The organism is Corticimicrobacter populi (assembly GCF_003123725.1).
Classification (GTDB): Bacteria; Pseudomonadota; Gammaproteobacteria; order Burkholderiales; family Burkholderiaceae_B; genus Corticimicrobacter; species Corticimicrobacter populi.
Window position 1 is genome coordinate 475,763 of the sequence record NZ_QETA01000001.1, and the last position, 14,384, is coordinate 490,146.

General features: G+C 59.2%; 21 protein-coding genes. All 21 read right to left on the minus strand.

The window, feature by feature from the left end:
- Positions 1–4: 4 nt before the first annotated feature.
- The 21 genes from DD235_RS16850 to DD235_RS02315 all read right to left on the minus strand — a co-directional run bounded on the left by DD235_RS16850 (position 5) and on the right by DD235_RS02315 (position 14,285).
- Positions 5–190 carry a hypothetical protein gene (locus DD235_RS16850; protein WP_193519536.1) on the minus strand — a complete coding sequence of 62 codons (186 nt, stop codon included), beginning with the start codon at positions 188–190 and terminating at the stop codon, positions 5–7.
- Positions 191–192: 2 nt separating this feature from the next.
- Entirely contained in the window at positions 193–450 is a 258-nt protein-coding gene (locus DD235_RS02215; protein WP_109060410.1) for a hypothetical protein, read from the minus strand.
- Entirely contained in the window at positions 443–1,048 is a 606-nt protein-coding gene (locus DD235_RS02220; protein WP_109060411.1) for a hypothetical protein, read from the minus strand. The genes DD235_RS02215 and DD235_RS02220 overlap by 8 nt, the downstream gene beginning before the upstream one ends.
- Positions 1,045–1,470 carry a hypothetical protein gene (locus DD235_RS02225; protein WP_146193383.1) on the minus strand — a complete coding sequence of 142 codons (426 nt, stop codon included), beginning with the start codon at positions 1,468–1,470 and terminating at the stop codon, positions 1,045–1,047. Before DD235_RS02225 ends, DD235_RS02220 begins: the two co-directional genes overlap by 4 nt.
- A 49-nt stretch (positions 1,471–1,519) precedes the next feature.
- Positions 1,520–1,834: a hypothetical protein gene (locus tag DD235_RS02230; protein WP_109060413.1), complete on the minus strand. Its 315-nt coding sequence runs from the start codon at positions 1,832–1,834 to the stop codon at positions 1,520–1,522.
- Complete coding sequence (locus DD235_RS02235) at positions 1,831–4,293, minus strand: DNA cytosine methyltransferase (RefSeq protein ID WP_109060414.1); 2,463 nt, start codon at positions 4,291–4,293, stop codon at positions 1,831–1,833. The genes DD235_RS02230 and DD235_RS02235 overlap by 4 nt, the downstream gene beginning before the upstream one ends.
- On the minus strand, positions 4,290–4,772 hold the full coding sequence (locus DD235_RS02240; protein ID WP_146193385.1) for a hypothetical protein: 483 nt from the start codon (positions 4,770–4,772) through the stop codon (positions 4,290–4,292). The genes DD235_RS02235 and DD235_RS02240 overlap by 4 nt, the downstream gene beginning before the upstream one ends.
- A 67-nt stretch (positions 4,773–4,839) precedes the next feature.
- Entirely contained in the window at positions 4,840–5,346 is a 507-nt protein-coding gene (locus DD235_RS16675; RefSeq protein WP_146193387.1) for a hypothetical protein, read from the minus strand.
- A 330-nt stretch (positions 5,347–5,676) separates the two neighbouring features.
- Positions 5,677–6,294 (minus strand): 3'-5' exonuclease, encoded by a 618-nt coding sequence (locus DD235_RS02255; RefSeq protein WP_109060418.1) that lies wholly within the window; start codon positions 6,292–6,294, stop codon positions 5,677–5,679.
- Positions 6,291–7,202, minus strand: coding sequence for a recombination-associated protein RdgC (locus DD235_RS02260; protein ID WP_109060419.1), 912 nt, complete (start codon positions 7,200–7,202; stop codon positions 6,291–6,293). Before DD235_RS02260 ends, DD235_RS02255 begins: the two co-directional genes overlap by 4 nt.
- The gene (locus tag DD235_RS02265) at positions 7,192–8,298 is read right to left on the minus strand and encodes an RNA-directed DNA polymerase (protein ID WP_109060420.1); all 1,107 of its coding nucleotides are present in this window, start codon (positions 8,296–8,298) and stop codon (positions 7,192–7,194) included. The genes DD235_RS02260 and DD235_RS02265 overlap by 11 nt, the downstream gene beginning before the upstream one ends.
- Positions 8,299–8,459: 161 nt before the next feature.
- Positions 8,460–8,921 (minus strand): four helix bundle protein, encoded by a 462-nt coding sequence (locus DD235_RS02270; RefSeq protein WP_109060421.1) that lies wholly within the window; start codon positions 8,919–8,921, stop codon positions 8,460–8,462.
- 38 nt (positions 8,922–8,959) lie between these two features.
- Positions 8,960–9,364, minus strand: a complete 405-nt coding sequence (locus DD235_RS02275) for an Lcl C-terminal domain-containing protein (RefSeq protein ID WP_109060422.1) — start codon at positions 9,362–9,364, stop codon at positions 8,960–8,962.
- A gap of 45 nt (positions 9,365–9,409) precedes the next feature.
- Positions 9,410–10,156, minus strand: coding sequence for an Lcl C-terminal domain-containing protein (locus DD235_RS02280; protein ID WP_109060423.1), 747 nt, complete (start codon positions 10,154–10,156; stop codon positions 9,410–9,412).
- Between the two features lie 13 nt (positions 10,157–10,169).
- A complete protein-coding gene (locus tag DD235_RS02285) occupies positions 10,170–11,960 on the minus strand; it encodes a YqaJ viral recombinase family protein (protein WP_109060424.1) in 1,791 nt (596 codons plus the stop codon).
- The gene (locus DD235_RS02290; RefSeq protein ID WP_109060425.1) at positions 11,957–12,721 is read right to left on the minus strand and encodes a hypothetical protein; all 765 of its coding nucleotides are present in this window, start codon (positions 12,719–12,721) and stop codon (positions 11,957–11,959) included. The genes DD235_RS02285 and DD235_RS02290 overlap by 4 nt, the downstream gene beginning before the upstream one ends.
- A gap of 188 nt (positions 12,722–12,909) precedes the next feature.
- Positions 12,910–13,230: a hypothetical protein gene (locus tag DD235_RS02295; protein WP_109060426.1), complete on the minus strand. Its 321-nt coding sequence runs from the start codon at positions 13,228–13,230 to the stop codon at positions 12,910–12,912.
- On the minus strand, positions 13,227–13,559 hold the full coding sequence (locus DD235_RS02300; RefSeq protein ID WP_109060427.1) for a DUF551 domain-containing protein: 333 nt from the start codon (positions 13,557–13,559) through the stop codon (positions 13,227–13,229). Before DD235_RS02300 ends, DD235_RS02295 begins: the two co-directional genes overlap by 4 nt.
- Positions 13,556–13,735 carry a hypothetical protein gene (locus DD235_RS02305; protein WP_109060428.1) on the minus strand — a complete coding sequence of 60 codons (180 nt, stop codon included), beginning with the start codon at positions 13,733–13,735 and terminating at the stop codon, positions 13,556–13,558. The genes DD235_RS02300 and DD235_RS02305 overlap by 4 nt, the downstream gene beginning before the upstream one ends.
- A complete protein-coding gene (locus tag DD235_RS02310) occupies positions 13,732–13,941 on the minus strand; it encodes a hypothetical protein (protein ID WP_109060429.1) in 210 nt (69 codons plus the stop codon). The genes DD235_RS02305 and DD235_RS02310 overlap by 4 nt, the downstream gene beginning before the upstream one ends.
- Positions 13,938–14,285: a hypothetical protein gene (locus DD235_RS02315; protein WP_109060430.1), complete on the minus strand. Its 348-nt coding sequence runs from the start codon at positions 14,283–14,285 to the stop codon at positions 13,938–13,940. The genes DD235_RS02310 and DD235_RS02315 overlap by 4 nt, the downstream gene beginning before the upstream one ends.
- Positions 14,286–14,384 lie beyond the last annotated feature (99 nt).

The window sequence follows — 14,384 nt, forward strand, 5'->3', positions numbered from 1 at the left end:
GATGTCATCCGGTTATGAGGTGGGCTCTCCCGGATCGTTGATTGGTGCCAACTCGTAGTTGCATGAATACGCGCAGTCGCGGCAATCGAAACCGCACCTCTGATAGTGCTTGTTCGTAATCCTCGGTTTTCACGCCGTCCCGGATCTGCTCGAAATACTCGCGCTTTAGGGGCAGGATCAGGTCAGTCATGGTCAGCCCCCTTGGTTGATCATCAGATCGTTGTATGCCAGTTGCAGCAGGCGCTGTCCTTTACGCGATGGCAATCCATTCTTGCGGATAAGGCCGAGTCGAACCATGATCTGCGTGATAGTCCAGCCGCAGTGATAACCGACAGCCTTCTTCAGCACACTAACTTCCAAAAGTTTGCGATGATCAGCGCCGCCAAAGTCTGACCCGTCGAAAGCGGCGGCAAGCTCGGCGTCGGTAATGAGTTCTCGGGCGTCAGCCATGCTCCCTCTCTGCCGCACGGGTGGCTATAACGCTGTTCTGATATGCCTCAAATGCGGGCTGATCCATGCGCGCGACTTTCACATGGGTATCGCCGACTTTCCAGTCTGCCGGGTTTTCTCCGCCAGGGAATCGGAAGGAGACAGTGGAATCCTCTTTGTGGTCGTTCACCCATACAACATCGACGCCGGGGAACTTCGCAAGACATGCGGATTCGCGCTGCAGCCTGATCTGTGCGCGGCGATGCTGTTCCTCGTGATAACTGTTGCGGCAGTTCCCGCAGCAGAAGACCATGTCGCCTTCGTATTCCGTCGTGATTGGGTTCCTGTCTTCGCCTTCGTCTGATGTTCGGTTGCCGCACTCGACGCATGTGAACCACCAGCCCAGTTCCTCAACGAGGAATCGGGGCGGCACTTTCCCTGCGCCAGCGAACTGATCCAGCGCCTTTTCACGACGGCATGAGACGCCCTCAAACTCCGATCCGAGTTCCCCAGCGCCAACCCTACGCGCAGCAACGTGGCTTCGCTCAAAGACGACACAGCAAGTGTTTTCGTAACCCTCACTCACAACGAACGCCACTTTGTCGTTGTATTTGCTCACGCTTCCCCCTTTGCCGCAGAGCGACTGTCAAGTTGATCGGCAAAGAGATCAGCCACGGCCTGCTTCGATCCGCTGGCAGCTTCGGCGCGCAGCGGGTGGCCTTCCCACAGATTGTTTGTCAGCGTATCGAGTATGGCTGCTGCGTTTCTGACACGCTCAGCATCCTCTCGATCTTGCACTGCGTCGCGGTATAACGGGAATGCTTCTGCCGTACCGCCAATTCGTCGGGCTTCTGCTCGAGCATCACATTCAGCGTGCTCCCCGAAAAATACTGTCCACAGCCCAGATACAGCCCAGCAGTAGGGTGTGTGGGAAGATGCACGCCGACGGAGGCGAATCTTTTGCGCTAGGTATTCACCGATCCCTCCGGCATCACCGGGCAAAGCATGTATGTCGATACCCAGGGCGTCGGCAACGATCATGATGCTGGCTTTCCAGGATTGAGCTTCGGTATTTAGATGCCCCATGGTGTCATTCCCCATTTCCGATTTTGATGGCTTTGAACTCGCGTAGCCTGGCCAGCGCTGCTGCTGCAATTTCTTCGGGTGGTGTGTTGGCTGGTGCGGCGATGTCGAGGGTCAGGAACTGCCCTCCCGGAAATTTCTTGGCAAAAGACCACGGCGGGACCTTGAGCCACATAGACACGCCGATCTCTACTCGTCCGGCATGGTCTTGGTTGATTGCATTCAGGAACCTTTGGAGCAGGATCCTCGCGTCTGTAGCGTTGACGCCGTGGAGGTGTTGGCGCAGCCCGGTTTCCCGGGCAACAGCAAGAATGTCAGTCATGCGACTTTCCTTATCTTGGCTTCGTGTGCGAAATTTGCTCGTACCAGAGCCTCGGCTTGGGCAGGGGCGACGCTGTTGCCGCACATCCGCACCTGGGCCGTGATCGTCAGGGGGATGCGGGGAATCAGACGCGGGTCGCCTGGTACTTGCACGCCGTCTTTGAACAGCAGCTTTGGGTCGGGGATTTCGTGGATGATGTAGTCGCCTGGGAAGCTCTGCGCGCGGTATAGCTCGCGCGGCTTGAGCATCCGCAGAGTGATGTCAACCAGCACCCACCAGATTCCGCCGTAGTTCATCAGCGCCAGCTCGGCCGGTTCGGGGAACAGGTCGGGTAGATGCTCATGAAGCAGGGCCGCGCACGCGCGCGCTTTCTCCCGGTGCTCCGGGGCAAGCGCATCGACCGGCACCTGGATGGTCGACACCAAGCCCATACGCGCCTTGGTGGTCACGGTGGGCATGGGTCTGACACAGCCAGAGTCCTGCCCGCCCTCGCTGTAATACTGGACGAGGTAGGCCGTCACCAGGCGCTGGTTGCTACCCGAGGCTGTGATCGTGGAGATGGGCGCGCCGGCCGGCCGCCCGTCGCCGTCGTAGAACCCACCATTCGCCTGCTCGAAGAAGGCCGAGGTGAGCGCGCTGGGCACGCTGCTGGCCGTCACCGAGTTCAGAGGTGTTTCCAAGCTGCGCACGCCGCTGCTCCACCGCTTCGCGCCGGTGCTGCACGATTCCCCGTGCCCCATATCGATCAGGTTGGCGACGACAAGGGCCTGTTCTCCACGATTTGCCCCCGTTACCGTCGGCAGAGGTTCTGCCGGTGTTGTGCCGGGGCGGTCGCCGTGGTGCGTCAGGTGGGCCAGATGAGCGGCCACCATGGCGTGCTTGTTCGCCGTCACGACCGTTCCAAGCGGCATCTCAATGTCCTGCGCGCGCGGCGCTTGCCCCTCGCGCTCACCGTAGCCGATGGTGATGAGGTGCGCGCCGACAAGCCCCTGCGTGATTCCGGTGCTGGGTCGCTTCGGCATTCCGCCGGCGGTGATTGTGGATAGCGGCTCATCCAGACCCGTGCCAACCGATCCGGTGTTGAATTTCGTGATGTGCCCGGCAACCAGGGCGTGGTGCGTTCCGCTGGCCGCCACCGTGGAGAGTGGTTGCTCTACGGCATGGCCACCCATCTGTGAGTCACTGGTGCCGCGTAGCGGGGCAATCGCGTACCCGGAGGCTTCTGCATTAATGGCTGCATCAAACTCTTTGATGCGCTGAAATAGCCGCATGTCCTGCCGTGTGAAGCCTTCACCGTCCACTGGTAGCAACTCGGGCGAAACCAATGAGAAATGACCGCCCTTGACCTGGGCGCACACGGTACGCAGAGGTGCGTCTGCTGGCATGGTGCGCTGGTTGCTGGCGTTGGCATGCTCCGTGATGAATGGGGCGAGCGTTGGTGTTACCACGGCACGGTGATTCTCGGTTGTCAGCGTTCCCAGCGGCTGGTCGGTCGGTGTGGGTTTGCCGGAATACGATGGGCCGCCAGCGCCAGTCAGGAATGGCGTCATTACCGGCTGGCCCAGCATGTGGTGGTTGCCGGTGGCTACGGTGGGCAGGGGTTGATCGGCAGGTGCACCAGGATGTCCACTGGTGTTGGTGACGATAAATGGCTTGGCGCTGTTCAGAACGTGACGCCATAACCCTTTGGCGACGCGCCGCTGGGTGTTTACCGCCAATGGCTTCGGGCGGTCAAAGATGCTGGTCGCGGGTAGATCGAAGTCGATGCACTCTGCCGCCGTTCTGTATGGGGTCAGCATCCCGGCCAGCACTTCCCGCGATGCAGGATCGCCATGCGTCGCTTCCGGCCAGATGATGGGCAGACCGTCCCGCCGTGCGACGAGGAACAGACGTTTGCGGATGGTGGGCGCTCCGTTGTCGCATGCGCGCAGCTCACGCCAATCAACGGCATACCCGTGCTGGCGTAATTGCCGAATGAAACTCTGAAATGTGCGACCTTTACGCTTCGGGTCGGGGTATGAAGAGCCGTCTTCGTTGATGATGACTGGCCCCCAGGTTTGAAATTCTTCTACGTTTTCAAGCATTAGAACGCGTGGTTTACACAAGGCAACCCAGCGCATTCCCACCCAGGCCAAGCCCCGGATATGCTTGGAAACCGGGGTGCCGCCCTTCGCCTTCGAGAAGTGTTTGCAATCGGGCGACAGCCATACAAGCGCTACGGGTTGATTGCCCGTCACCTCAATGGGGTCAACGTCCCAGACGCTTTCACACAGATGCTTGGTGTATGGGTGGTTGATCGCGTGCATTGCCAGAGCTTCAGGATCGTGATTGATGGCAATATCTACTGGTCGGCCGAATGCCGCTTCCAGTCCGGTGCTGGTGCCGCCGCCACCCGCAAAGTTGTCAATGATGAGTTCGTCCGGGAAACCAAGTTCCAGCGTGTGAGCGTCATGCCTCATGACCGTACAGCCTCCATTTCTTCCTTGATCTGTGTCTGCAGAATCAGATTCTTTGCTTCGTCGTGAGACAGATAGCAAGCTACGCGCTGCATGCGAGGCAACAACGCACGCACGGCGTCTGTGTCGGCCTTCATGACGGGCATCCCGTACTCGAGCTTGTGAGCGAGACGGGACAGGGCAGATACATCAAACTGTTTGCTATGCCGGGTTGCCCACATCTCGAACATGTCAACCACGCCCAGTAAGGCTGGCACCATTGCAAACCAACGGTTTTCATGAGCAACTTTGAAGATCGGGGATCCTTGATCATCGACATGCACGGTGCCATCCAGCTCAAGCTGTTTGAGGATGGACTCCAGTGGGGCAAGTACGGTTGTCATCTTGACAATCATGGGCACAGGGATAGGGCGCTCTACACGGCGCTGGGCTCGCTGTCGGGCCTGCTGGCGCTCGGCGGCACGTCGTTGCTGGCGGTTCATGATTCGCGCTCCCATGGTGCTGGATAGTCGCGCCCAGGCTTTTGCCTGCGCTGCTTGCTTTTCTTGCTCATTTCCCTTGACCTTTTAGATAGTCAATCAGTGACTCGATGTCGTAGCCGCGCTTGCCTGCTTTGTAGTCGCGCCAGCGGCCGGGCCCAGGCCAGAAGTCGACGCGTTTGCCGGCATGCTGGACGATGATGTGTGCGCCGCCGTTGTGGACCGTGTACCGGACGCCTGCCGCATCAAGGGCTTCCGGGGCTGCCTCGCGCCCGGCGGCACGCTGTTCTTTGTGGTACTGATTCAGGGCGCGGAAATCGTCGATGGTGTCGCTCATACCTTGTTCCTCCGCTTGTTTTGTCATCACATAGGCGGGCTGGGCTTGATACCAGCTCGTCGTCGGTCGGTTATTGATGTCTGCCTCCGGTTGATCGGGAATTGGTTTCACCGCTTGCGCGATGCCCGCCAGTGACCTCAATCCTGTATCCCCAGGAATCACCCATGGGATTGACCCTGATGCGTGTCCTTCCACGCCGCCGCCTATGTGATGACCCCGGGCTTTCACCATGCCGGGCATGGGCCTGCGCGCGTTCAGGCTCGCGGCTGGGTTACCCTCGTTCCAGCAGCTGCGTCATATCCCTGCGGCGGGATCCTCTTGCAGTGGGTGCAGCATGAGCAGCATGCCGTCCAGGTCAGTGTCGGAGGCTCGACACTGACCGTCTCTATGTGGGCCTTCCCGCACGCCGCTCAGCGCTCGATCGGCGGTTGGATTGCCACGATGTTCTGTGGCGCGGCCCTCTCGGGGTGCGTATGGGCGTGCGCAATCACTGACCAGTGAACAGGCCAAGCGCGTGGTTATTACGATTGGGTGACATGACCCCAGGCTTTCCCCAGGGTTATGCACAGATCATGTGGACAATTCGGCTTTGACCGGATCCTGCAGCGCAAAGTACACGGCCAGGCAACCCTGCACGTCGGCCATGGCGTTGTGAGTGTTTTGCAGCTCTTGTCCGGTGAAGTGGCGGTACGCCTCGGCCAGATTTGGCGTTTTGAAGTGATTCCGGCCGGCGGCACGCATCTTAGCTGTGGGGGGGCATTTCACGATGGGCGTAGACAGCCTAGCGGTGCATTCCGCCTTGCCGGATTTCCACGATTCCATAACCTCATCGGCATATCCGAACCGGTGCTGCGCGATGCGGATGATGCGGGCATCGAATGATTCGTTATGTGCGATTCGTGTGCGCCCGTCCCACAGTGCCATGAACATGGCCAGGGCGTCTTTTTCTGGAATACCCAGATCCATTGCAATTTCTGTTGTGATGCCATGGACCTCGGATACATCGCTCGGGATGCCCCAGCCGTCCGGTCGGATGATGACGTCAATGCTGCTGACCGTCTTGCGCGTGTCCAGATCGACCAGCGCGGCAGCCAGTTGAACGATGTGCGGTTGGCGCGGGTCTTCTGACGGCTCGGAGAATAGCGGCAGGCCTGTGGTTTCTGTGTCGTACGCGAGTGCGAGATTCATGATTGATCCTGTTCTGGATTCTCGCCGCCCAGTCCATAAACCAGGTCGGCCAGCAGTTTGCTCAGTTCGCCGGTCATCAGCATCATGTCGGCATCGAAAATCTCGTCGTCGTTCATGCCGCTGATTTCGGCGTTTTCCTTGAGTACATCCAGGGGAGAAATCCGCTTGATGCTCAGGCTCTCGGTCAGCACGAAGGAAATGCGATCGGCCCAGGTGAGTGCCAGCCGGGTGCATTGCTTACCGGAGGCGATTTTGCGTTGCATGTCATCTGGCTCGAGGGGATGCTTGACGTAGCGGATCGTGGCCTTGCTTTCGCCAGCCGCCTGCAATTCCGTATCCTGGTCGATGCTGAAGTTGCTGGGGGCCTCATCGCTGGCCAGCCAGGCGGTCATGGCGGCGGCAGGCGACTGGATGACATGCAGTGGTCGCAGCGGCAGCGGGCTGACCGATTTGTGCAGCAGGCCGAGGACTTCGTCCGCCTTGGCTGTGGCGGCGGCATCTACGCCCAGCCAGCCCGATTCTGGATCGATCCAGACCAGGGTGTCGCGGTGGATGCTGAATGCCTTGGGCAGCAACTCATCCGTGACCTGTTCCTTGAGATCCTTCATCTGTTTGCGGCCAGGCTTGAAGCCCTGCTGCTCTTCAAGCTCGGCGGCACGAGCCTTGGCCACCTGGTTGACGACAGAGGCGGGCAGCAGCTTCTTTTCTGCGCGCAGCGCGATCAGCAACTGGCGACCGATCTCGTGTACCAGGCCGCCACCTTCGCGTGGTGCAATCCAGCCCAGGCGCTGTGCTTCGAGACCGCTGCCCGGTTGGTAGGCATGCGCTGCAAGCTGTGCTTCAAGCGCCTCTGCAGTGATGTTCCAGGGGCTGGGGAGGCGGTAGATTTGCAGGTTTTTAAACCACATTGATTTTCCTTTTTCGATATGCCTTGGTTGCATCCCAGGCTACTGAGTGACCGCGTTTGCGTGCGGCGCGAGTGACGGTTGACCTGTCGTGGTATCCGTCTGAGTGCAACATCAACCCCAGATAGCTGTTGATGGTTTCTAGGGTTTCGCTGTCCGGCATGGATTCAATTTTTGATAGGGCAGACCGGACAGTCCTGCGGCGCACCTGACGACGCCATGGCTTGATGACGTGGCCAGCGAAGTCCACCCCTCGGCTGATTGGCTGTAGGATGGTCTTGCGGGGATTCAGCGCGAGGCCCAGGCTAGGCAGGAACGATTCGATGTTGACCTTGGCATCGTTCAGCCATTGCGGCGATTCGTGCAGCAACACGAAGTCGTCGACATACCTGATGTAGTGTCGGCACCCGATGGTGTGCTTGATATGCTGGTCCAGAGCATCCAACAGCACGTTGGCGAAAAACTGGCTACTCAGGTTGCCGATCGGTAGGCCGTGCCATCGGTCGGCGCTCGTCAGGCGCTTGTGTGGTGGCACCGCTGCCAAGTCGGCCAAGCTGCCGCGCACCTCGTAGTCCAGGCGTGGATCGTGGAACAGGGTCAGCTTGGCGAGCATGCGCCACCAGCGTTCGGGGATGTGCCGGGCCAGCAGCGGCCACAGCACTCGCTTGTCGATGCTGACGAAAAAATTTGCCAGATCGCATTTCAGGTAATGTCCGGGTCTGCTCCAGTTTTGCGTCTGGCTGCGGATCTTCGCCTCAAGCCGTTGACCAGCGTATAGCGTGCCGCGTCCAGGGATGCAGGCGCAGGAGTCTGCAATGAACCTTCGGTGAAACCGCCCGGAGATCTGGTTGTACAGCAGGTGGTGGACAATCCTGTCCCGGAAGTCTGCCGCCCAGACCTCTCGCGGACGTGGCCGGGTGATGGCAAAGCAAATTGATCGGCCGGGCCGATATGATCCGCTTGTCAGCTCTTCGTGTAGGGCCAGCAGGTTGCGCTCCAGATCCTGCTCGAAGCGCAGTGCGCTGGCGGTATTGCGTTTGTGCCGGCGGCAGTCGAAATAAGCCTGCGCCAGCAATTCGAACGAATAGCAAGTATCCATAAAAACACACGGTTGTATTTGCGGAAAGGGCGGACGCGGAACTCGTTGTTACGGTTGTTGTTGTTCACGTTGCCGTCCTCGAAATCGACCGCCCAGGGTCTTCGAGCTATTCATGTCAGCCTGCCGAGGCCCGGAGGATTCAGCAGGCGAACTGCGCGGGATCACTGCGGCTGCTGCCGACGATATCCCTGTTGCGCCTGGCGGTGCCCTTTTGGGGCAGCGGCTCGACCAGATTCAATGGCGCATTGTCCGGACTGCCGTGACAGACCGGCGTCAAGCGCACGCTCCGCGTGTTTCTGCCACCCTGAGGCCTGCTTACCGATGCTCGCGGTAATTTCTATGGCCCTCGCATACTGACCACGAGATACCAGCCGAAGATCCACCGACAGTCTCAACGACAGGTTGATGGACTCGACCTCTTGGCGCATGCGCTGGAGAATCCCGGCCTTGTCGTCTGAGGTGTTCGCCTCATAGACACGCCGCACCAGGCGCATGCAATCACGGCGTAAATCCGCACCGAAGTCTGCCTTGTAGTTTCTGGGCATGCTCGCCACAAGTTGCGTGACGAGCTGACATAGTGCGTATGTTGCCTTGTATATCTCGGTGTCAGTGTGAAGTGCCATGTCAGGTGCGGGCTACGCCCGCGAAATGGATGAATGGATTAAGCGACGAAGCTGCGGAAAGGGCGGACGCGGAACTCGTTGCAACGGCGGCTGTCGCCCACGTCGCCGCCCTCGAAATCGACCGCCCAGGGCCAGCCATGGTGCTCGGATCGGGACCAGTAGATGCTGCCCGTGCCCTCGCGCACAAACAACGCCGGCGCGTTCACATAGGCCAGCATCAGATCTTCTTGCTCCGGCGCACGCCAGTCGCTATGGCCGTAGATCTCGCCAGCATCAGCCACGACCTGATCAATGTCTGAGAATTCAACGTCTTCGATATCGTGCTCGATGCTGGGCGAGACGATGATGTGGTGGGAGATATTGCCGATCAGGCGTTGTCCCAGATAGACGCCGCCCTGTTCGGGCCAGTGCTGGCCGATGGCCGGGATGGTGTTGGTGGTCATTGCGTGGCTCCTATGGATTGCGATGCAGGGGGAATGGGTGAAGGGTTAAAGCGGAAATCTGCGGAAAGGGCGGACGCGGAACTCGCTGCTACGGTAGAAGAAGTCCACGAGGCCGTCCTCGAAATCGACCGCCCAGGCGTAGCTTTCGCTGCGTGGAGTGCTGGTCCAGTACCAGCCTTCTTTGCTGAACAGGTGCGGCACGTTCGCCAGCGCGACCATCATTTCGCGGCGCGACGGCAGGTAGAAGTCGATATTGCCGTCAGCCTCGTAGTCGCTGGCCAGTTTTGCCGCCGGGCATTCGTTGCGCAGGCGGCTGGTGTTCGTCAGCCCGTCCCACTCGCTCAGATCGCGTTCGCCGTCAGGGGCCCAGCGTGCCGCGCCCACATCCTGTGGCTTGGCGATGATCAGGCCGTACAGCACGCCGTCATCGCCCTGGATATTTCCGGCGTAGATGCCTCCCTGGCCGGCCAGGTACTCGCCGATCTTGGGGCGGGAGGGAGATGCTGGTTGATGAGGTTGCCGCTCCAGCTGCTCAATCAATTGTTTGACTGCAGCAGGCTCTAGGTTTGGTTCACCCAAATCAAACTCGTCGGCGAGTTTGGTGAGCATGTCTTTGACGTCGATCAGGTCGCGGCCCTTGATACCGTCCTGGACGTTCAGCGGGGTGCCGATCATCTGTTGCATGGGGCAGTTTTGCAGGCGGCTGATGGCAAGCCCCAAGATGAGACGAAAGGAGCTGACGTCCCGATTGATCAAGCTGATTTCGACGGTGTGGTCTTTTGCGATGCGCATAATGATTCCTTGGTCAGGCGATTACTGGCTCCGTCGTATCGGCGGCGTTGGCATGTGCTGCGTGCGCCAGATCAATGTGACGGATCAGCGCAGCGCAGATGCTGGGGAACTCGGATTCGCGGTACAGCTTTGCAGCCTTGTCCGTTGCGGAGTGTGTGAATCCGAGGGTGGTCAGGCCGTCAGCGGTCAGCGTGATAGGCGAAAGGCGCTCATTGATCTGGCCCAGGCGCAGTGTTGCTGTTTCCGCGCTGCCGCTCAGGGAGCGGGTGTATCCTGCACAAGCGGCGCTTGCCGTCACAGATTGGGAGGGCGTAGCACTGAAGTCTAGGCCTTGATACGCGGGAACGCTGGTATTGGACGGAACGTGTGGGACAAGACTGGCCGGGTCACCGCCGGTCCGCATAGCATCGGACTGGATCTGGGCCGTGGCGGCAGCAGCATCACGTTCCTGCTGCTCCTTCGCTGCGCTTTCCAGCTTTGCAGTTTCTTCTTTCCGGATTTTCTCGCGCTCGGCTTCCAGGCGCGCCGCTTCATCCTTTTCGTGTGTGTCAATGCGTGCAGCAATCAGCAATTGCAGATCGTCTGGTGCCTTGTGTGCCAGGGTGGCGATGTCGGCGAATAGGAATGCGTACCCAGTTGCCCGAATCGTGCTCAGGTTTGCTGTGATTTTGTCAGCCAGATCATTGGCCTGGATTTTGCCTTTTGCCAGCTCGCTGTCGGCAGCGTCCTGCAGCGTAGTAATTGTGCGCTTTCCTTTCATGGCCAAAGCAAAGTTCACATCAAGAGCCGGCAGGACGGCCGGCACAATACGCTTGTTGAGCGTAGCGACATGGTTTGCCAGGGCATGCTGTGCAGCAGTCAGTATTTCCGAGCGGCGCACATCTTTCTGTGCCTTCACTAGCTTGTCGACTTCCAGGCGAGTGGCGCGGGCCTCCCCGCTGATTTCGTCCAGCGTGCGGAAAAGTTCGTCGATACTGGCCGTCTGGCTCAACGCATGCTGCTTGGCTGCTGCTAAGCGGCTTTCCACTTCGCCGCACCATTTCACCGCTTTCTCCGCATCAGCAAAATCCTGGTCAGTAACCAAGTTGCGATTGATGCTCCCGATCACCGCCAGGGCGTGGTTTTTGAATTCGCGCAGATTGCTGGCCGTCACCATGCCGGTGACCTCGATGCGCAGTGCTGGCAGATTTTCCGGTGCCCGTCCGACAACGACCAGCTCGGGCTCGGCGGGCTGGTAGGCCTGCAGGTCTTCAGCGAACTGTTTCCAGCCGGCCAGCAACTGCTGGGCGCGTCCGGGAACCGGTCTGTATTCCATCATGACGAAGTTTTCTTCGGTACCGTCGGACACGACGAACATCGCACGATCCGCATTGGAAACCAGCAGTTGCTGTTCCAACTGCCAGAAATACTCGGGTGGAAGCTCATTGGCGCGCGTAGCGTCTGCCAGCGCCTCGTTCCACATCTTGTGTTCGTAGATCGCGTCGCCCAGCATTGTGATGCCGTCGAAGGACGCCAGCAGGCCGGTTTCTTCGTCAGTACCGACAGTCGGGTAGAGCTCTTCGCCGATGATGCGCTCAAGGATGGTGCGCGCCGCCGCTTCGTATTCATGCCCCTTGTCGAATAGGTTGCGCTGTACCCAGTCGCTGTATTCCCGCTCGGTGCCGGTGGCCTTCATGCGTAGCAGATCGTTGCGCGTCATTTTGCTGGACATAGCCATCATCACAGGCGCTTCGCTGGCGGTGAATGACTTGAAGCGCAGCGCATCCCATTCAGGACTGCCTTGCAGGACATTGTGGGTAATCATTGTTCGGCTCCTTGCGGTTCGGACAGCGCTTCAATCTGCTGGCGTTGCTCTTCGGTGATCGTGTATTTGCTTGTTATGTTGGCGATGACGCGCTCAGGTGTGATACGGCCTACTTCGATGGCATTGCGCCAGGCTTGGATGTTTTCCGCCAGATTGGACTGGGGGTAGGGCGGCAATTCTTCATACGCGATGGCGCGTGGGGCCGAGGTTTGGTGTGCCGGTCCCATATTTCGTTCAGTTGGCGTGTCCATGACCTCCTCGGCTACCGGCATGCCGCGTAGCACGTCGGGGAACACATCGCGCAACGCGAATGCTCGGGCGCGCATCTGGCGCATGCGCTTGGGGTAGTTTGACCAGGGGCCAGATTTGCCCAGCAGACCGGCGGTTTTGGCGTCATCCATGCTGAACGTGCGCACCTGCTCATCCTCGCCGCGCCGCTTCACGCGGCAGGTAGCCATGTTCCCGTCGTCGTTTTCGTAGATGTATTCGCAGGCAGGGGAGCTACGCACGATGCCGATCACCGCATCACCCCACAGCGACGGGCGGCCGTTGATCACCGCGATATTTTGCATTGCCTGCATAGGCTGGAGGCCCAGTTCCAGCCCCCACTGAATAGCAACCAGAATGTTGCCTGGGTTTCCAGCGAAGTCCTTCGGCACGATGCTGGACTTCGACAAAATGTCGGCAAAACGCATTGCCTCGTCCAGCGACTTTGGCGTCAAGCTGAATCCGCCCGCGCCGTTGATGGTCAGTTCGTTCATGATGTTCCTGTTATGAAAAGAGTTAGAACCCAGCCCAGTGACCAACAGTCATGAGTATTGAGATGAATAACCAAGCGGCGGCAGCTCCGACTATGTGAGGCCAGCGGATCGGCTCGCAATCCGGCACAAGCCAGTCGCCAAGTGCATTGATCGGGCGCAGGATGAGCAGATCGGGCAGGCGGAGAAGGCTACGATGCATCCAGTTCTCCTTTGGTGAGGACCAGTGCGGCGTCAGCCGCATCTAGAATCTGGGCGACAGTCTTGGTTTCGCTGTTGATCGTGATCTGATCTTCCTCGAAAACCAGATCTAGGCTTGCTGTTGCGTCCTGCAGGGTGGCTGCCGTCCAACGCAGCGCCACCCGCAGCCGCTCGTTATCGGCGTTCAGAGCATCGTGATCTGCCAGCAAGTCGATGATCATCTGTGCGCGGGGGTTGGTGCCGCCTTGGCGTCTGGCTTCTTCAACCAATTCTGGCAATGCCTTCCGCAGTGCTTCGTACTTGTCAGTCATGGCATAGCCCTCCCGATTTCAGCGGCAGGCGGCGCAGGCAGCGGCATCCAGTGCGTAGGATTCACCATCACATACGGCCACGACCAAATTCCGTACCGCTGATAAAACATGCCATCAGCAACCTTTCCTGATGGGGTCGAAAGCAGAACCTGCGTTCTATCCATCGGAGCCGTCTTGATGGGCTGCCACGGCTGGCGCAGCCGCGCGATCTCCGCTGCCTGGGCGTCGATGTGATCGAGTAGGCCGCCTACATCAATCTGCTGCATGATTTCCTCGTAGCTAAGATCTCCGTCGCACAGGACCTTTCGCAGTTGCTGCGTATTGATCATTTCGTGGCTCCGACAAAACTTAAAAGCTGCTCATTCCACTCGTCTGATGACATTTTTTCCGGCCAGTCTTTGGTCCCATTTTCCCCCTGGCTTTCTGCCCAATCGTCAGAAAAATCATTCAACTCTTGTCGTTTCAGATCTGCCCACTCGTCCAGCGTGAGTTTTTTTGTGATCATTGCCATTCCCTCTGGAAATATGCATCTCCGCCGCGTGCGATCGCTAGTGCAGCCGCTGCCATGCTGCTTGCCGCTGCCGCGCCAGAGCCGACAAGAAGGGCTATCACGCAAATGGCAATGCCGGACAGGCATAGGAGCAATATCAGGGTCAGGACGGCTTTGATCGCTACATCCCTGCGTTTCGTGTTTTCAGTATTTGTCGTCACGGCTGTGTCTCCTGATGCTCGTTTGCAATCGCGCTGCACCAGTCGGCCAGCCTCCGGCGGATTTGATCTGCACGAGCCGGATATAGCCCAGGCTCGAGCAGTACCGCGAATGCGTCATTGAGAAGATCGTCGTCAGCCGCCAGAATATTGAGCATGCAGTCGGCGGCATCTGACGCCGACATGCCGAAGGCGTCTCGGTTTTCGGCCAGTGCCAGCGCAAAACCCGATGCCGCAGCGCTGGGGCTGAGTACTTCAGGTTCGGGCGTTGCTGGCCATTCACCAGGGGCATCCCCTGGAGGGGCTGTCCGATATAGATCATCCAGCAGTGCTGCTGCGATGCGCATGACTATCTCCTGATGTTGTGATGACGGGCCGGGTCCGGCTTATGCGGCTCTCCCTGTGGCGTCCCGGCGGGGCTTTGCTCTGCTCACGTAGCGGCCCAT